The sequence below is a fragment of the Streptomyces sp. NPDC008121 genome, from assembly GCF_042957155.1.
Lineage (GTDB): Bacteria > Actinomycetota > Actinomycetes > Streptomycetales > Streptomycetaceae > Streptomyces.
In genome coordinates, this window is the sequence record NZ_JBIBHT010000002.1 from 429,024 (window position 1) to 446,588 (window position 17,565).

General features: G+C 74.4%; 17 protein-coding genes. 9 read left to right on the top strand and 8 right to left on the bottom strand.

Translation table 11 applies throughout. The features are described 5' to 3' along the window. Positions 1 to 63: 63 nt before the first annotated feature. The 4 genes from ACFZBD_RS07475 to ACFZBD_RS07490 all read left to right on the top strand — a co-directional run bounded on the left by ACFZBD_RS07475 (position 64) and on the right by ACFZBD_RS07490 (position 5,328). The gene (locus tag ACFZBD_RS07475) at positions 64 to 291 is read left to right on the top strand and encodes a DUF5133 domain-containing protein (RefSeq protein ID WP_391137026.1); all 228 of its coding nucleotides are present in this window, start codon (positions 64 to 66) and stop codon (positions 289 to 291) included. Positions 292 to 548: 257 nt separating this feature from the next. Then, positions 549 to 1,511, top strand: coding sequence for an alpha/beta hydrolase family protein (locus ACFZBD_RS07480; protein ID WP_391137029.1), 963 nt, complete (start codon positions 549 to 551; stop codon positions 1,509 to 1,511). A gap of 117 nt (positions 1,512 to 1,628) precedes the next feature. Then, entirely contained in the window at positions 1,629 to 4,736 is a 3,108-nt protein-coding gene (locus ACFZBD_RS07485; protein WP_391137032.1) for a LuxR C-terminal-related transcriptional regulator, read from the top strand. Positions 4,737 to 4,887: 151 nt separating this feature from the next. Continuing rightward, positions 4,888 to 5,328 carry an ATP-binding protein gene (locus ACFZBD_RS07490; protein WP_391137036.1) on the top strand — a complete coding sequence of 147 codons (441 nt, stop codon included), beginning with the start codon at positions 4,888 to 4,890 and terminating at the stop codon, positions 5,326 to 5,328. A 167-nt stretch (positions 5,329 to 5,495) separates the two neighbouring features. Here the strand turns inward: ACFZBD_RS07490 and ACFZBD_RS07495 are convergent, their stop codons facing one another. Further along, on the bottom strand, positions 5,496 to 5,657 hold the full coding sequence (locus ACFZBD_RS07495; protein ID WP_391137039.1) for a DUF5670 family protein: 162 nt from the start codon (positions 5,655 to 5,657) through the stop codon (positions 5,496 to 5,498). 215 nt (positions 5,658 to 5,872) lie between these two features. On the opposite strand from ACFZBD_RS07495, the gene ACFZBD_RS07500 reads away from it, so the two are divergent. The 4 genes from ACFZBD_RS07500 (at position 5,873) to ACFZBD_RS07515 (ending at position 9,468) form a co-directional block, all read left to right on the top strand. Further along, on the top strand, positions 5,873 to 6,046 hold the full coding sequence (locus ACFZBD_RS07500; protein ID WP_391137042.1) for a CsbD family protein: 174 nt from the start codon (positions 5,873 to 5,875) through the stop codon (positions 6,044 to 6,046). Between the two features lie 93 nt (positions 6,047 to 6,139). Then, on the top strand, positions 6,140 to 7,477 hold the full coding sequence (locus ACFZBD_RS07505) for a SpoIIE family protein phosphatase (protein ID WP_391137045.1): 1,338 nt from the start codon (positions 6,140 to 6,142) through the stop codon (positions 7,475 to 7,477). A gap of 2 nt (positions 7,478 to 7,479) precedes the next feature. Continuing rightward, complete coding sequence (locus tag ACFZBD_RS07510; RefSeq protein WP_391137048.1) at positions 7,480 to 7,833, top strand: anti-sigma factor antagonist; 354 nt, start codon at positions 7,480 to 7,482, stop codon at positions 7,831 to 7,833. Positions 7,834 to 7,968: 135 nt separating this feature from the next. Beyond that, complete coding sequence (locus ACFZBD_RS07515; RefSeq protein WP_391137050.1) at positions 7,969 to 9,468, top strand: phosphatase PAP2 family protein; 1,500 nt, start codon at positions 7,969 to 7,971, stop codon at positions 9,466 to 9,468. Between the two features lie 34 nt (positions 9,469 to 9,502). Here ACFZBD_RS07515 and ACFZBD_RS07520 read toward each other — a convergent pair whose 3' ends face one another. The 7 genes from ACFZBD_RS07520 to ACFZBD_RS07550 all read right to left on the bottom strand — a co-directional run bounded on the left by ACFZBD_RS07520 (position 9,503) and on the right by ACFZBD_RS07550 (position 16,748). Further along, the gene (locus ACFZBD_RS07520) at positions 9,503 to 10,456 is read right to left on the bottom strand and encodes an aldo/keto reductase (RefSeq protein ID WP_391137053.1); all 954 of its coding nucleotides are present in this window, start codon (positions 10,454 to 10,456) and stop codon (positions 9,503 to 9,505) included. Positions 10,457 to 10,552: 96 nt separating this feature from the next. Next, positions 10,553 to 10,732 (bottom strand): hypothetical protein, encoded by a 180-nt coding sequence (locus tag ACFZBD_RS07525; protein WP_391137056.1) that lies wholly within the window; start codon positions 10,730 to 10,732, stop codon positions 10,553 to 10,555. Between the two features lie 174 nt (positions 10,733 to 10,906). Then, positions 10,907 to 11,353, bottom strand: a complete 447-nt coding sequence (locus tag ACFZBD_RS07530; RefSeq protein ID WP_391138519.1) for a DUF6328 family protein — start codon at positions 11,351 to 11,353, stop codon at positions 10,907 to 10,909. Positions 11,354 to 11,691: 338 nt separating this feature from the next. Beyond that, positions 11,692 to 12,282, bottom strand: coding sequence for a VanZ family protein (locus tag ACFZBD_RS07535; protein ID WP_391137058.1), 591 nt, complete (start codon positions 12,280 to 12,282; stop codon positions 11,692 to 11,694). Between the two features lie 125 nt (positions 12,283 to 12,407). Continuing rightward, on the bottom strand, positions 12,408 to 15,092 hold the full coding sequence (locus ACFZBD_RS07540) for a hypothetical protein (protein WP_391138521.1): 2,685 nt from the start codon (positions 15,090 to 15,092) through the stop codon (positions 12,408 to 12,410). A 458-nt stretch (positions 15,093 to 15,550) separates the two neighbouring features. Next, positions 15,551 to 16,291 carry an NPP1 family protein gene (locus tag ACFZBD_RS07545; protein ID WP_391137061.1) on the bottom strand — a complete coding sequence of 247 codons (741 nt, stop codon included), beginning with the start codon at positions 16,289 to 16,291 and terminating at the stop codon, positions 15,551 to 15,553. A 274-nt stretch (positions 16,292 to 16,565) separates the two neighbouring features. After that, a complete protein-coding gene (locus ACFZBD_RS07550; RefSeq protein ID WP_391137064.1) occupies positions 16,566 to 16,748 on the bottom strand; it encodes a DUF6381 family protein in 183 nt (60 codons plus the stop codon). A 543-nt stretch (positions 16,749 to 17,291) separates the two neighbouring features. Here ACFZBD_RS07550 and ACFZBD_RS07555 point away from each other — a divergent pair. Then, positions 17,292 to 17,516, top strand: a complete 225-nt coding sequence (locus ACFZBD_RS07555; RefSeq protein ID WP_391137067.1) for a hypothetical protein — start codon at positions 17,292 to 17,294, stop codon at positions 17,514 to 17,516. The last annotated feature ends 49 nt before the right edge of the window (positions 17,517 to 17,565 follow it).

The following is a 17,565-nucleotide window of genomic DNA, read 5'->3' on the forward strand; positions in this document are numbered from 1 at the left end:
AGCGGGGGTACGCGGCGGATCGAACCGGGCGGTCGGCGCCCTGACGGCGAGGGGAGACCCACAGTGTTGATGGCCCATCCCGCAGTGCTGAGCAACCTCATCGAGCAGTACACGACGCTGAGGATGCTCCATGCCGAGGACGGGAGCGAGGAGGTACGGCAGCGGATGGACGACATCGCGTACACGCTGTGCGTCTCCACCGGCACGCGAGATGTGGACGCGGCGCTGATCGCCGCCCGGCACCGCCTGCCGGGCGCGCGCACGAAGGACGACTCGGTGCTGATGGCCTGAATCGGGCGGACCGAAGCCGGCACACCCTGAGCGGGGGGTGTGCCGGCTTCGTGGTGCACGGGGTCTCTCGGGGACGGGGGGGTGCCTCTCGGCCTCCGGCCGGGGGGCTGACAGTCGGATTCATCACATGAACGATCGCTCGCGTCGCGACACGGGCGGTCGGCTTCGTTGAACGATCGCTCGGCCGCGTCCCGTCACGGGCGGTCGGCTTCGTCCCCGCGTGCGGGCGGTGACACCGGAGGCCGGTGATTCTGCCGATGTCTTCGTCTCTCGTGGCCCGGACAGTGACCGGGCCAGTCACTCCACGGCCGCTCCCGTCTCCCCGGCGGCGGCCGTACACGACACGAGAGGACGACTCCGTCGTGAAACGACACCTCGCCGCCGCCGCGGCCGTCTGCTGCCTGACCGTGCTCACCGCCCCCGGCGCCCGGGCCGCGGACAACCCCTACGAGCGCGGCCCCGCCCCGAGCGTCGCCAGCATCGAGGCGCTGCGCGGGCCCTACTCCGTCTCCGAGACGAGCGTCTCCTCCCTGGCCGTCACCGGCTTCGGCGGCGGCACCGTCTACTACCCCACCTCGACCGCCGACGGGACCTTCGGGGCCGTGGTGATCTCGCCCGGGTTCACCGCGTACCAGTCGTCCATCGCCTGGCTCGGGCCCCGGCTCGCCTCGCAGGGCTTCGTCGTCTTCACCATCGACACCAACACGACCCTCGACCAGCCGGACAGCCGCGGCCGGCAGCTCCTCGCCGCGCTCGACTACCTCACCCAACGCAGCTCCGTGCGGGGCCGGATCGACAGCACCCGGCTCGGGGTGATGGGGCACTCGATGGGTGGCGGAGGCACGCTCGAGGCGGCCAAGAGCAGGCCTTCGCTGCAGGCCGCGATCCCGCTCACCGGCTGGAACACGGACAAGACCTGGCCCGAGATCTCGACGCCGACGCTCGTCATCGGCGCGGACGGCGACACGGTGGCGTCCGTCGGCTCGCACTCCGAGCCGTTCTACGAGAGCCTGCCGAGCTCGCTCGACAAGGCGTACCTGGAGCTCAACGGCGCCACGCACTTCACCCCGAACACGGCGAACACGACGATCGCTAAGTACAGCGTCTCCTGGCTCAAGCGGTTCATCGACAACGACACCCGCTACGAGCAGTTCCTTTGCCCGGCGCCCCGGCCCAGTCTGACGATCGAGGAGTACCGGGGCACCTGCCCGCATTCCTGACGTCCCGTCCGCCCGCTGTGCGGGCTCACAGAGCCGCGCCCCCGGGTGTGGGCCGGGAACCACCGGTCCGCGCCCGGGGGCTGTGCCCGTAGGCTACGGCGCAGTAACGTGACGGCTGTGAGCGGAGGGACGAGCCCGGCGGCCACCGGTCTGCACGGCCGCACGCACGAACTCGCCGCCGTGGAGGCCCTTTCGGCCCGTATCGGCGCCGGGGCGAACGGTGTTCTGCTCGTCACCGGCGGCCCGGGCACGGGTCGCACGGCCCTGCTGCGCCACGCGGCGCGGTGTTTCGCCGGTACGGCCCTGCTGGTCCTGTCGCCGCCCGGCAAGCGGGTGCCGTGGAGCGGTGTGCGCTCGCTGCTGGCGGCGTTCGGCCCGGGCCCGTCGGCGGCCCGGCGGGCCCTGCGCGTCGCCCGGGGGGAAGAGGGGGTCGGCGCGGCGGTGGCGGAGCTGGCGCCCGGGCGGCCCCTGCTGCTGTGCGTGGACGACCACCATCTGTGGGACGCCCACTCGCGCGCCGCGCTGGCCTCGGCGTTGCGGGGCGGCGGGGAGCCGGCGGGGGTGGGCTGGCTGGTGTCCTACGCCCGTCATCACCGGCCCCCGGACGTGCCGGGCGCGCCGGTGGTACGGCTGGGGCCGCTGGGCCCGGAGGGCGCGGGCCGCCTCCTCGACGACCTCGGCCGCCGCGCGGTGGCTCCGCCCGTGCGGGCCCGGCTGCTCCGGGAGGCCGCGGGCCATCCCGGTGTCCTGGCCGCCACGGCCCGGCGGCTCTCGGCCGCGCAGCTCGCGGGGGAGGCTCCCCTCCCCCGCCCCCTGATCGACGGCTCGGTGCTGATCGAGGTCTACGGCGGGCTCCTCGATTCGTTGCCGGTCGAGAGCAGACGGCTGCTGTCGCTCGTGGCCGTCGCGGGCGAGACGGCCGGCCCGGATGCCTCGGCGCGGCCGACGGTGGAGGCGGACGCCGTCCTGGCCTCCGCCCGGGCCACGCGCACGTCGCCTGAGGCGCTGGACGGGCTCCTCGCGGACGGGCTCCTCGGCGGTGCGCGATCCGCGCTGCGCTTCGAGGACCCCTTCCTGCGGTCCGCGGTGCTCGCGGTGGCACCGGCGGCCTGGCGCCGCTCCGCCGGAGCGCTGTTCGCCCCTCCGTCGGACGCGGCGGAGGCGCGCGGGGCCGGAGGCGGCGCGCGCCGGGCGGCGGGGCCTGAGGCCTTCCCCCTCCTCCGGGCGCTGAGTCACCGCCAGGACCGCCTGCACGCCGCCGAGGAAGTGCGCGCGCTGCCGGACGTCGTACGCGGCCGGGCCGAACTGCTGCGGGGCCTGGCCGACCTCGCCGACGGCCCGGTGGGCAACGCTCACCAGGCCCTGCTCCTGGCCTCCGACCTGCTGCGCTCCGCCGCACCCCTGGAGGCCGCCGACGCCCGCTTCCTCGCGATGGAGGCCGCCTGGGCGGCGGGCGATCCGGCCGCCTGCCTGACCGCCTTGGCCGCCGGGAGCGTCGGGGAGACCACGGGCCCGCACGACACCGGCGACGACTGCGACGACTGCGACGACTGCGACGACAACAGCGACAGCAGCGACGACGGCGGGGCGTGGGCCGCCGCCCCCGCCCCGGACGGTGGCGGTGCGCTCGGGCGGCACGGCGACGGCGACGGCGACGGCGACGGCGACGGCGACAACGGCCACGCTCGCCGGCCCGGCACGGAAGCCGGATACGCTCGCGGGCCCCGCGCGGAAGACGGCCACCGGGACGACGCCCTGGCCGGCGGCCTCGGCCGGGTCTCGGCCGTCAACCGGGACGTCGACGACCGGCGGGCCTTCGGCCGGGGCGGCCACCACCCCGCCGTCGACCCGGACACAGGCCGCGACCCGGCCGCCGACGACCCGTACGACCGCGGCGGGCACGGTGGCACCGTGGCCGCCGGCACCCCGTACGGAGGTGATGCCCCGGTCGCCGTCCGCCCCCCGATGGCAGCCTCCGGCAACGCCTCGGTGAGCGGCCCGGAGTGGTCCGACGACGGGGAACGGGATTTCGCGGAGGGGATGCGGGCGGCTCTTTCCGCCCGGTTGGGTGTGGCCCGAGGGCCGCTCGCCCGGGTCGTGGCGCGGGACGGCGCCGCGGACGAGCCGCGGTCGCTGCTGCGGGCGGGGTCGGCCGCTCTGGTGATCGGGGACATGGCGGCGGCGGCCCGGGTCTATGGCCGGGCCCTCGCCCGGGTTCGTGCCGAGGGGCGCGACGCCATGATCCCCCGCGTGCTGGAGCACCTCGCCTATGCGGAGTTGCGGGCCGGGCGCCACGGCCGGGCCGGTACGCACGCGCGGGAGGGGCTGCGGGCGGCGGAACTGACCGGTCAGCACAATGTCGCCGCCCACCAGCACGCCGTCCTGGCCCTGGTGGCATCGGTCGCCGGCGATGTCGAGTCCGTCGAGGACCACGCCGGGCGGGCGCTGGCCGTGGCGCGCGGCCACGGTCTGGCGCAGGCGGCCACGCTCGCCGAATGGGCCCTGGCCCGCGCGGAACTGGGCCGGGGTCTCGCCGCCCAGGCCGCCGCCCGCCTGGCGCACCTGGTGCTGCCTGGCCCCCGCTCCGGTCACTTCGCCCTCCGTATGCTCGCCGTTCCGTGCTTCGTGGAGGCGGCCGACTCGACGGGCCGGTCCGCCGAAGCCCGCCTCGCGGCCGAGGAGTTCGCGGTGTGGGCGGCCCAGGGGGTCGACCCGCAGGCGCCGGCGCAACTGGCCCGCTGCCGTGCGCTGCTGACCGCGCCGGAGGACTCGGCGTACTGGTACGGCGAGGCGATGCGCCGGCACGACGCGTCCGGCAACGACTTCGAGCGGGCCAGGACCCTCCTCGCGTACGGCAAATGGCTTCGTCGGCGCAGGCGTTCGCTGGAGGCGCGTGGGCCGCTGAGCGACGCGCTCGTCACCTTCGAGCGGGCGGCCGCCGGGATCTGGGCCGACCAGGCACGGGCGGAACTGCGGGCCACGGGCGGGGCGGCGGCGGGTGCGAGCGGGGCGGCGGCGCCGGAGGAGCTGACGCCCCAGCAGCAGCGCATCGCCGCGCTGGCCTCGGAGGGGGCGACCAACCGGGAGATCGCCGACCGGCTGTCCATCAGCCCCAGGACCGTCGACCACCACCTGCGGAACGTCTTCGCCCGTCTGGGCGTCCGCTCGCGCGTCGAGCTGTCGGGGGTGCTGAGCCGGGCGGCGAGGGGGGTGGAGGGGCGGTGATCCGGGGGCCCGATGCGGCGGGGAGCGGGGCGTCCCGGCACCCCCTGCCGCGGCCCGTCCTCGCATACGGCCGTACGCTCGTGTGTCACCTCGGCCTCGGCGGGAAGGCGATCGGGGAGCGAATGCCTGGAAAACGGGAGGAAGGGGAACCATGATGCAGCCTCATGACGAGGCCTGGTCCCATACGACGACCCGCACGCGTACCCAGGGAACCTTCGCCGGTGACTCCGGTGGGGGCGGCGGGGTACGGACCTCCGCCGACGCCCGGGAGGCGACCCGCCGAAGGCTCGCGCGGATCCGGCCGGTGGACCGGTCACAGGTGGACGATCTGCTGCTCGTGGTCTCCGAGCTGGTGGCCAACGCCGAGCGGCACGCCGGCGGGGCCACGGAGTTCCGGCTGGACCTCGGGCGCGACAGCGTCACGGTGTCCGTCACCGACACCAGCGACGAGCCGCCGGAGAACCGGCGTGGCGAGGCGCTGACGCCGGGTGGTTACGGCTGGCCCATCGTTCTGCGGCTGTGCCGCGAGGTGACCGTCTCGGTCCACGAGGGCGGGAAGACGATCCGCGCGGTCGTCCCCTTGGAGCAGTAGATGGGGCGCGTGTGTTCCCCCGGGGCCGTGGCCCCGGGGGAACAAAGGCGTTGCGTCGAAAGGCCCGGTGTAGACAACGCCCGGGCGAGGGGTGGCAGGCCTGTGGGCGCCACCCCCGAGGGGGTGGCGCCCACAGGCCCCGCGTTCCGCGCGTTCTTCTGACGCCGCTACCAGCGGTACCAGCGTCCTGAGCCGCCCTTCGGCCGGGCCACGAAGCCCAGCAGCCAGAGCGCGAGCACGATGACGGCGATCCACCAGAGCGCCTCCACCGCGAAACCCGCGCCGAAGAGGATCAGAATCAGCAGAAGTACCAGCAGAAGAGGAACCATTCCTATCAACCTCCCGGCAGCCGCTTACCCCCCGCCCTGGGGAACATCCCTTCGAATGCGTGCGTTTTTCCCTGTCGATCCGGGGAATTGAAGGGGGTTTTACCGGGGCGTTCTCCTTTCTCTGGAAGCAGCGCCTTTCTCGCTGGTTTAGCGCCGCGAATCCCGGTCAGGCGCCTTGTTGTCAGACATGCCTAGCGCACAGGGAGTGATCGGTTGTGTCCGGTGAGCAGAAGATGAAGGCCAAGGGCGAGCAGGCCAAGGGCAAGCTCAAGGAAACGGCCGGGCGGATGACCGGCGACGAGCGTCTCGAGGCGGAGGGCCAGGCCGAGCAGGCCAAGGGCGACGCGCGTACGGCCAAGGAGAAGACGAAGGACGCCTTCAAGCACTGACCTCGTCCGCGCAGAGAGGGGCGGCTCCGCTGACCGGAGCCGCCCCCTCGGCCGTGTCGGCCCGCGCCGGGTCGGCCGCTTCAGGAGCCTTCGATGAACCACGGGACCACGCGCCACGACCAGCCCGGCCTCCGTTCGCCCGCCGTCGCCCTCGAGTCCTACATGGCCGTCCTGGAGGACAGCGCCGAGGAGCTGTACGACACCGCGCCGTGCGGGTACGTCTCGATCCTGCTGGACGGCACCGTCGCCCGGGTCAACACCACTCTGCTCCAGTGGCTGGGGATCGACCGGGGCTCAGTGGTGGGCCGCGTGGAGTTCGGCGAGCTCCTGACCCCCGCCGGGCGGCTCTCCTACGAAGCCCAACTCGCCCCCGCCCTGCGGCTGAACGGCGAGGTGGGCGGCGTCCCCCTGGAGCTGGCCTGCGCCGGCGAACCGCTTCCGGTCCTGGCCAGCGCCATAGTGCGGTCGAGCCCCGACGGACGGCCGCTGCTCGCCCGGATCACACTGACCGACGCGCGGGACCGGCGCGCCTACGAGGCGGAGCTGCTGCACAACCGCAAGGAGGCCGAGGCGGCCCGCCGCACCGCGGAGGCCGACAGGGCCCGGCTCCAGGACGCCCTCGCGGTGCTCCAGCGCAGCCTGTTGCCGGCCCGGCTGCCGTCCGTACCCGGCCTGGACGCCGCTTCGTACTACCACACGGCCTCCCCCGACCGTCTCGGCGGCGACTTCTACGACCTGTTCCCGCTCGACGGGAAACGGTGGGCGTTCTTCCTCGGCGACGTCTGCGGCAAGGGCCCCGAGGCCGCCGCGCTGACCTCGCTCACGCGGTACACGCTGCGGGCGGCCGCGCTCCACGACCCCGATCCCGTCGCCGCGCTCCGTACGCTCAACACCGCGCTCACGGAGCACTATCCGGCGGGTGAGACCTGCTACTGCACCGCCGTGTTCGGGGTGCTGGAGCCGGCCGGGGACGACGGGTCCTACGCGCTCGAACTCGCCTCGGGCGGCCATCCGCCGTCCCTCGTCCTCCGCGGCGACGGCCGGACGGAGTTCCTGTCCACGCCGGGCGGACTGCTGGTCGGCATCCTGCCGGACGCCCGGTTCGTCGCCGCCCGTACGACCCTCCACCCCGGGGACAGCGTGCTCCTCTACACCGACGGTCTCACCGAGGCCCGTACGGGAGCCGCCCGTGACCTGTTCGGCGACGAGGCCCTGCGGGACTTCGTCGCCGCCCGCGCCCCCGCCACGCCGGCGGGTATCGTCACCGCCCTGACCGGACTCCTCGAAGGCTTCGGCGACGGCCTGGGCGACGACACCGCGCTGCTCGCCCTCGGGGTGCCCGCCGACGCCTCCTCCGGCGACCGTTACGCCCGGGACCCCACCCCGGACAGGCCGGCGCCCCCCGCCCTGCCGTCGACCCACCGAGACTGATCATGACCATGCTGGACATCACCACACGCACCACGCCCGCGGCCACGGTCCTCGCGCTGGCGGGCGCACTCGACTACGAGACCGCCCCGCACCTGCGCGAACAGGTGCGGGCCGTCGATCTCTCCCCCGGCCACCTGCTCGTCCTCGACCTCGCCGGTCTGGACTTCTGCGACTCCAGCGGGATCAACACCTTCCTCACCGCCCGCAACGCCGTCACCGCGGCGAACGCCTCGATCGCCCTCGCCTCCGTGCCCTCACCGGTGGCCCGGGTCCTCGGCATCGTCGGCCTCGACCTGATCTTCGCGATCCACCCCGACAGCGACGCCGCCCTGGACGCCCACCCGGCCGCGTCCTGACCGAGACCCGACGGGACGGCGCACGGAGGCACCACGGGTGATCCCCGGCGCGACGCGCGTGTCATTCCGGCTCGGGCGGGTACGTTGGCGCTGGCCGGGCGCGTGTTCGACCCGGACCGACGACGAGGAGATGTGATGAGCCAGGTCGCCAGAGGACGCATGACCGGCGCGTTCGGACGACTGGACCGCAAGGTCTTCGCGCACGTGGCGAAGCGTTCCTGGCCCGGCGCCGAGCCCGTCCTCCCCCGGCTGAGCCGGAGCGCGAACCACGGTCTGCTGTGGTTCGGCGTCGCCGCCGGGATGTGGGCCCTCGGCGGGCCGCGCGGCCGGCGGGCCGCCGTCCGCGGGATGACGTCCCTGGCTCTCGCGTCGGCCACCGTCAACACCCTGGCCAAGGGGGCCGTGCGCCGCGAGCGTCCGCTGATCGACACGGTGCCGCTGGTCCGCAGGCTGCCCCACCAGCCGTTCACCAGCTCCTTCCCCTCCGGACACACGGCCTCCGCCGCCGCCTTCACCGCGGGCGTGGCCCTGGAATCGCGCGGTCTTGCGGCGGCCGTGCTGCCGGTGGCCGCCTCGGTCGCCTTCTCCCGCGTCTACACCGGCGTCCACTACCCCAGCGACGTCCTCGTGGGCGCCGGTCTGGGCGTGGGCGCCGCGTTCGCCGTCCGGGGCCTCGCCCCCACCCGCGATCTGGTCCCGACCCCCGCCCGCCCCCGGGTGGAGGCCCGAGCCCTCCCCGAAGGCGACGGGCTCGTCGTCTTCGTCAACGCGGCTTCCGGCGCCCAGCCGCAGCTCCTCGATCCCGTACGCCAGATCAGGACGCTCCTCCCCCGGGCCGAGATCGTCCTGTACGACGACGAGGCGGGGCCGCTGCCCGAGGTGCTGGACGCGACGGCCGCCGAGGTGGCCGAGCGTGGGGGCGTGCTCGGTGTCTGCGGCGGTGACGGCACGGTCAACGCGGCGGTGGAACCGGCCCTCCGGCACGACGTGCCCCTGCTCGTCGTACCCGGCGGCACCTTCAACCACTTCGCGGTGGACCTCGGCGTGGACACGGTCGCCGACGCCTGCGCGGCGCTGGCCGAGGGACACGCGGTCCGCGCCGACGTCGGCCGGATCACCAGCGAGGAGGACGACTCCCGCGCCTACTTCCTCAACACCTTCAGCCTGGGCGTCTACCCGGAGCTCGTACGGCTCCGGGAGCGGTGGTCGCCCCGCCTCGGCGGGCCGCTGGCGTCGGTACTCGGCGTGGTCCACGTCCTGCGGACGTCCCGGCCCCTGCGCGCCGAGGTCAACGGCCGGCCCGAGTCGCTGTGGATGCTCTTCGCCGGCAACGGCGCGTACCGCAGCGCGGGGCTCGCCCCGCTGCGACGCCACGACATGGCGGACGGCGTCCTGGACGTCCGCATCGCCCACGGCGGCCGGTTCGCCCGGACCCGCCTCCTCGCCACGGCGGTGGCCGGCGGGCTGGCACGGACCCGGCTCTACGCGGCGGCCCGGCTCACCACCCTGCGCGTCTCCGGCCTGCCCGAGGACACGCACATGGCCTACGACGGCGAAGTGGTCCCGGCCCCGGCGGCGTTCCGTCTGGACAAGCTGCCCGACGCGCTGACCGTCTACCGCCCGCTCACCGACTGATCGTCCGGGCCGGACGGGACTTTTCGAGCATGCTCTAAGGCAAGGCGGCGCCGCGCGCCGAGACCCAGAGGGTGTACCACTCGTCGTGGGTCAGGTCGGGTTCGTGCAGGGCCGCGTCGCGGCAGGCGCGGATGCGGGGCGGGCGGGAGGAGCCGATGACGGGGGTGATGCGGGCCGGGTGGCGCTGCAGCCACCAGAGCACGATCGTCTCCGGTGTCGTGCCCTTGGCCTCGGCGAGTGAGGAGACGAGCGCGGCCGTGGCGGTCTCCGCGGGGTTCTGCTGGGCCCCGGTGTAGCGCCCTTGGGCGAGCGCGCCCCAGGCCTGGAGTCCGATGCCGTGGGTCAGGCAGTGCTCGACGGTGCCCGCGGGGAAGCCGTTGGCGGCGGACTCGGGGGTGTTGACGAGGACGCCGTCCTCCAGCCAAGCCCGCCGGTGGAGGCTCATCTCCAGCTGGTCGGCGACGATCGGCAGGTCCAGGTGGGCCTGGAGCCGGGCGATCTGGGCGGAGTTCATGTTGGAGACGCCGAACCGGCGGACGAGCCCCTGGCGGTGGAGCGAGGTGAGGGCCCCGGCGATGTCGGCGGGGTCGGCGAGCGGGTCGGGGCGGTGCAGGAGCAGGACGTCGAGGACGTCGGTGCGCAGCCGCAGCAGGCTCTCCTCGACCCGGCGGACGAGGGTCGGGCCGCGCAGGTCGTACAGGCCTGGGCGGTCGCCCTCGGCGAGGCGGATCCCGCACTTGGTCTGCAGGGTGATCCGCTCGCGCAGTCCGGCCGAGCGGGCCAGTACCTCTCCGAAGACCGCTTCGGACTTGCCGTGCCGGTAGATGTCGGCGTGGTCGAAGGCGGTGATGCCGCTGTCGAGGGCCGCCTCGACGGCGGTGTCCGCCGCGTCGATGTCGGCGGCGGTGTGGGGGCTGGTGTCCCAGGCGCCTCCCAGGCCCATGCAGCCGAAGAGGAGGCGGTGGTCGGTCTTCGCGGGCGTGGTCACCGGTTCACCTTCGCATGCGTACGGCCGAGCGGACCGGCGGCGCGTCCCCCTCAGGACGGGCGCCGTCGGTCCGCTCGGCCGGGCCGGGCGACGAGTTCACTCGCCGGTCGAGGACTCCTGCTCGACGTCGACGGTCTCGCTGATGTGGATGGATCCGACATGGACCTCGAAGGTATGGCTGTACTCCGTCTCCCGTTCCTCGGCGGCGGCGGGGACGGCCGACGCGAGGGAGAGCGCGGCGAGGGCGAGAACGGCGGTGACGGCAAGGCGACGCATGGGTTCCTCCTCGGTGGTGCGGACTGGTGGGGGACGCATTCCACGCCCCGCGCCGGTCACACGGCGCTTCACCCGAACCGGTACCGTCCTCGGCCTGTCGGCGGGGACCGCATGCGATCCGGGCGCCCGCCGGTGTAAGGCGGGCGCCCGGAGGGCAGGACGGCGGCCGGCCGGTCAGTCGCCGCTGGTGTAGCGGATGCGGACCCACACGGGCAGCACGAACCAGCAGAGCAGGTACCAGAGGAGGACGCCGGAGACGAGCCACGGCACGTAGGGGTCGTGGGTGGCCACCCGCAGGATGAGGAAGAGCGCCGACGTCAGGGTGGCGAGGAGCAGCAGGAGGCCGGTGAAGGTGAGCCGCGAGGCCCAGGCGACGGCCTGGTGCTTGATCCGTCGGCCGGAGACGAGCCGGTGGAAGGGGACCGGGCCTATCAGGGCGCCGGTGGCGAGGGAGCCGAGGACGACGGTGACGATGTAGATCGTCTTGTCCGTCTGCTCCAGCCCCTGGAAGAGCGGGGTGAAGGCCACCGTGAGGAGGAAGCCGAGGAGGATCTGGACGCCGGTCTGGGCGACGCGGATCTCCTGGATGAGTTCCTGCCAGCGGCGGTCGGCGCGCTCCACCTCGGTCTCGGCCCGCCCGTCCGACCCTGCGTCGGGCCGGTCGTCGGAGCGTGTCGCGGGGCGGCCGTCGTCGGCCCGGGCGTCGGACCGCCCTGCCGGGGAGTGCTCGGCGGACCGCGTTCCGGGCCGGCTCTCCGGCCGCTCGTCGGTCCGTTCGGTGGACCCGCCGGTCCGCTGTCGCAGCGGCCCGCCGGATCTCTCGACGGCAGGATCGCCATGCCGCTCGGGCGTCGGCGTCGCGACGTTCTTTCCTTCGTCCATGGGAAGCCTCCTCGGGGAGATGCGGTCGGTCAGGGGCACGTGCGCCGGGGGGGCGGGTGCATGGGGGATGACGAGTGTCAGGTGCGGCGCGGTGTCCACCAGTGGCGCTTGCGCCGTGGGTGGACGGCCCTGCCCAGGCGGCGGCCCACCAGGGCGTAACCGAGGAGGGCGCCCGCCGTGTTGAGCAGCACGTCGTCGATGTCGAAGGCGCGGCCGGTGATGAGGGCGCCCTGGACCAGCTCGACCAGGAGCATCGTCGCCACCGTCAGCAGCGCGATCCGTACGAACCCGCGGGTGCGGGGGGACACGACCGGCAGCAGCAGGCCGAACGGCACGCCCAGCAGGATGTTTCCGCCGAGCTGCTTGAGGGTGTCCCGGAAGGCGGGCTGTGAGAGGTAGGCGCGGATCGAGTCGCCCGGCCTGAGATTCGAGTGGGTGAGCGCCTCGGAGGCCGGTGACGGCTGGAGGGTCAACCGGGCGAGGACGACGGCGAAGGCCACCATCGCCGCGAGGGCCAGCACGGTGAGGACGAAGCGGAAGAAGGGGCCGGGCCCGGTTTTCGGGGTCGGGGCCGGGGAATTCTCCTCCGCCGGCTTCGTGGTCGGCTTCAGGGCCGCCTGCCGCGGTGCCTCGGCCGTGGCGCGGCGCCATCCGATGCGTGTCCTCATGGAACCCCCCAAGTGCGTCGTGCTTCAGGAAGGTTGCGCGTACCCCGGATGCGCGTTCGGACACGCGTCGGCGCTCGGTCCCCGGCGGGGTTCCGTGCGCCGACGGCGGGGCGGTGCGCCGAGGGCTACGAGCCGTCCCGCACCGTTCCGGTGAACTCGGGTCCGGGGCGCGGCTCCCCGGCCTCGTCGTACGCGATCAGCCGTCCCCGCATCGACTCCTTCGGCTCACGGAGCCGGTCGGTGACGGTGGGGACGGTGACCTCGATGCCGGTCCTCCCGGCCGGTACCGTGACCGGCAGCGACGGCTGTTCCGTGATCCGGGACAGGGGCCGTGCGGGGTTCGGTACCTCTCCGAACCGCTCTTCCAGCCAGCCGCGGTCGACATCGGCCGTGGACAGTTCCGCGCCGGAGGCGACGGGCAGCAGGGAGAGTTCGGCGTAGATCTCCGCGTCGGCGACGGCGGAGAGGCTCACCTTCCAGGTCAGCGGCTTCCCTTCGGTGACGTCGGCGGCGACCGGGGTCAGCGTGACCGCGGGCATGGGGTCGTCGTCGCGGGCGGTCACGCCGCCGTGGTGGGCGCCGACCGCCGCGCCCCGTACCGCCTTCACGAACACCTCCTGGGAGCGGCCGTGGCCGTAGCGGTCGTTGCCGCGGACGGTGAAGGGGACGTCGATGGTGCGGCTGCCCGGGCGGACGGTCACGGTCCGGTGGGTGACTTCCTCCGTGCCCGGCCGGGGGACGAAGACGCGGACCTGACCGCTGCCGCTCCCGGTGACGTGCACGGGGACGCGGTACGTCCGGACGCCCGCGTCGCCTTCGGCGACCGTGAGACGGCCGATGTCGACGCGCGGCATCGCGGCCGGGCGGACGGCCGGTGTGCCGGGGCGCCATCCCCAGGCGTCCATGAGCCAGGCGCTGCCGGTGCGGGTGCGCGGGGTCAGTTCCAGGGCCTTGACCCGCTTGAGGTCGAATCCGGCGCGGGCGGCTGCGGCCAGCGGGACGCGGATCTCGCGCGCCCAGTGGGAGGCGGTCCGTTCGCTGCCCGGGAGGCCGTCGGCCTTGGCTTGGCCGAGGTGGGCGCGGCGGCCCGAGGTGTCGACGAGCACGATGTCGAGCAGCGTGCCGGAGGAGCCCGGCGGCACGATCAGCCGGAGGGCGAGGTCCTGGCTGCCGGCGAGGGAGACGGGGTGGACGTTGCGGACGACGGTCGGGGAGCCCGCGCTCGACCACCGCATCGCGATCGCGTCCCGGCCCGGCTCGGGGGACGCCTCCCAGGAGGCGAAGTGCGGTGACGTGCCGCCCGCGTCGAGCGGCAGGCAGGCGCGTGCCGGGTCGGGGTCGACGTGGGCGCAGGTCCGGCCGCCGGAGACGGTGACCGACGGGCCGGGCAGGAAGGCCGGGACGCGGTGCGCGCCGACGGCGTGGGTGAGCACCTGGGCGGGGCCGGCGGAAGGGGCCCGGCGACCGGTGCCGTCGAGCAGCGGGCGGACGCGGTCGTCGCCGGCGACGAACAGGCGGGCGGACGCGGCGATGTAGGTGGCGCCCGCGGCCTGCTGCTGGGTGGCGGTGAGCCGGGTCTTCGTCCCGGGCGTGCAGACCGGGTCCGGGGTCTCGTCGGACCAGAAGTCGTCGTCCGCCGGTGCCTCGGCCTGGCCCGGGGTCCACTCGCTGTTGAAGAAGTTGTGATTGGCGCCGATCATGTACACGGCGCTGTGCAGGGCGGTGCCGTGGCTGACACCGCGAGTGCCGTCGACGTAGATCTCGCCCTGGAGGTCGGACACGTCGCCGTCGCAGCCGGGCAGGAGCGTGGTCGAGGGCACGTCGGGGACCGGGTTCTGTCCGAAGACGGTGGGGCCGATGAGGACGTTGCCGCGGATGGTCCAGCGCACGGGTCCGCGGTGGCCGTCCTGGTCCGCGGGCGGCCGGGAGAGGCTGTCGAGCGCGGCCCGGTTGACGCCTTCCCCGCCGCGCGAGTGGCCGACGAGCAGGACCCGGGAGAGGTCGGCGGGCGCAGCCGCGCGGACGGCGGCCGGGGCACCGGAGCGGTGGGCGGCCCAGTCCGCCCAGCGGGCCAGGTGGAGCCGGACCAGCGACGAACGGGCCTGCGCGCCGCCGTCCTCGGTGAGGTGGTCCTGGCCGTTGATGCCGTTGGCGGCGATGGACACGGTCACGTATCCCTGCGAGGCGAGGAGGCGTTGGGCCCGCAGATAGCCCTGGTGACTCGGGATCGGTCGGGCTCCGGCGGCGCAGGGCCAGTCGCCGGTGACCTCTCCCGCGGTGTCGTAGCAGGTGGCGTGACGGCCGTGGAGGAAGAGTGCCAGCGGGCGCCGCCCGGGCGCGTCGGCCGGTCCGACCACGGTGGCGCGCATCTCGACGGGGGCGGGCAGGCCGGGAAGGCGTACGGCGTCGAGCGCGTATTCGCCGGTGACCGGGCGGAAGCGGCCCGGGACTCCGGGGTCGACGGGGTTGGCGGGCGGCTCCTCCCGGCGCGCCGATCCCGGGCCGGTGGCCTCCGAGCGGACGGACCCAGGACCGGTCGCCTCCGGACGCACGGACCCAGGACCGGTCGCCTCCGGACGGGCCGACTCGGGGCGGGCGGACGGCGGCGGTGCGGGTGTGGGCGGGCTGTGCGGGGCGCGGTCGGCGCCGGCGGCGTCCAGGCGGCGGCCGCCGGCCGTCACGCGCAGCTCCGTGGCCGCGCCCAGCGGGGTGTCGCCGAGAGCGAGCCGGTACGTCCGCCGGTCCCGCGAGGCATCCGGCCGGCCGAGCAGGCGCTCGCCGGCGTGGAACTCGATCCGCGCGTCGCCCATGGGCACGGGCTCGGGCGCGGTCCAGACGAGCTGCCGGGTGGCGCCGGTGCCGCTGAACCGCCAGCCCGCCGGCAGGGTTTCGCCGTCGGGGAGGGCCTGGAGGCTCCGGGGCGCCGTCGGCCGGGGGCCCGGGGAGGGCTGGGCATGCGCCGGCCCCGGCGCCGCGGCGGTCAACGCCAGTAACGCCAGGGCCGTGGTCACCACGCGTGTGACACGTACACGTATCAAAGCGGTCGTCCTCATCGTCGGTCACGTCGAGGCACCGCGGTCCCCCCGGGGCGCCTCCCTCGCCCCCGGAGGACGGCAACCTACGGGCGGGGGTTGCCTGGTGTGACGCACGTCGGCGCATGTTGGCGCATGTTGGCGCGTGGTGCGGCGCGTTGACGCGTGTGGGCGCGGAAACGACGGAACGCGGGCGGGCGGCGGGGGGCTCCCCCTGCCGCCCGCCGCGGAAGTCGTCAGGCGTACGGGTCGAAGGGGATACCGGACGGTTTCGCCTCGGCCAGGTGGGAGGCGAAGCTGCCGTCCTTCAGGCCGAAGTGCGCGCTGCCGAAGTCGGCCTGGACGAGCTTGTCGCGGAGGCCGGGGGGATAGCCGTTCCAGCCGATGAGGGTGGGGAACTGCCAGGCGCGGTCGTGGTTCTCGGGCGGCTCGTCGTTGGTGTTGGCGGCGCGGAAGCAGTGGGTGCCGATGCCGTCCTTGTGGTAGACGATCTTGGGGTGGGTGCCGTCCCAGCGGATCCGGTCGCGCCCGTGGATCACGAAGGAGCCGTGGGCGGAGGTGGCGACGTAGCGGGCATCGTTGTCCTGCACCCACACCACGACGTGTTCCCAGTCGTGGCGGTGGCCGCCGAGCCCGATGCCGGGGACCGCCTGGTCCTTCTCGAAGTAGAGGCCGTAGAGGATCGCGCACCAGCCGTTGTTGCACAAGGAACGGGCGTAACCGTTGGTGTTGCGCAGGTCTCCCGCGTCACGGCACTGGCCGTTGAGGGCCCCGGACGGCTTGAGGCCGCCGTTGAGGGTTCCGTCGGGCCCGATGGCGGGAGTGGGGTAACAGCCGTCGGTGTCGTAGTCGTAGGCGGGTTGGAAGGTCCGCTCCAAGCCGTCCGCGTTGCCGGGCAGGCCCGGCGGGGGCGCGGCGAACGCGGTGCCCGGCACGGCCACGACCAGGGCGACGGCCGCGCCCAGGGTGAACGACACCTTGCGGAGCCGCGAACGGGTTCTCGGGCGGGGCGATTTCGGGCGGAGCGCTGCCAGGCGGCTCTTCGAGCGGGGCGACTTCTGCCCGGGCGATATCGGTCGGGGCGGCTGCAACGGGGCCTCCGGTGGGGAGCGGCGTGATGCGTCGCGGCTGACATGCCCAGATCAGCCTTGTCGAACCGCGTCGCCCCGTGCCGTTCCGGGGGCCTCCGCACAACGGCCGGCCGGTGGCCGCCCCCTCGGGGCTGCCACCGGCCGGTTCGGGCACGAGACGTCACATGGGGTCCGTCATGCCCATCTCCGACTCGCGCCTGCTCTGCTCCTCGAGCCGGCGGGCCCGGTCCTTGAGTCGCTGACGCTCGTCCGGGTCCGAGGCACGTTCGGCGGCCTGCTCCATCTCCTGCGCCTTCTGGCGCAGCTGCTGCACACGACCGCCGGACTCTCCTGCAACGCTCATGATCACTCCTTGATCTGGGGGTGAGCGGACGCCCTCAGAGAAGCAGCGGCGCGGCACGCCCGCATCCCAGAGCGTCACCCACCGTCATCGCGGCAGTACAGCGCGGCGGACTCGGGTGAGCCGGCAGGGAGTCGGGCGCGGCGGCGCGGGCGGTGAGCGCCAGGATCTCCCGTACGGGCGACAAGGCGATGCCGGCGAAGCGGGACGCCTTCGGGGGGGCAGAGGCGCGGGCGCGGAGGCAGGGGCGGAAGGAGGATGCGTCTTGCGGGGAGGGGAAGGCGTGTGCCTGACCAGGGGTCCATCGAGCCCTACTCCCCTGCCCGGCAGGCGACTTGTCCGGTGGCCCGGTGCGCCCGACTGCCCGGCCGACGGAGGCGGGGCGACGATCCGCGCGGCGGGAGGCGGTGGCCCGCCGGATCGCGCCGGCGCCGTTACGACACGTACCACCGCCTCCGCCGAACGGAGCAGCGGGCGGCGTCGCGGCGGGAGCCCCGGGTGGGCGGTCGGGCTGCGCGGACGGCGGACGCGTGGTCCGATCTGCTCATGGAGCGAGCAGAAGGCAACGAGCGGACCCCGTCGACCACGGCCGCCCAACGACATGCCGCCCGGCTGGCCGTCGCCCAACGGGCCACCGGGCCCGACGATCTGGCGCGGCTCCTCGACATGCTCGACCTGCGCCAGGAGGGCGACCCTCGCTACTTCGGCACCGACGCCGACCGACCGCTCTCGGCGACCGATCCGGCGTCGACCGACGGCCGCCCACTCTGAGGCACGTGCGCCGGAGAGGAAGCCGCGGCGCCGGACCGGAGCGATGGCC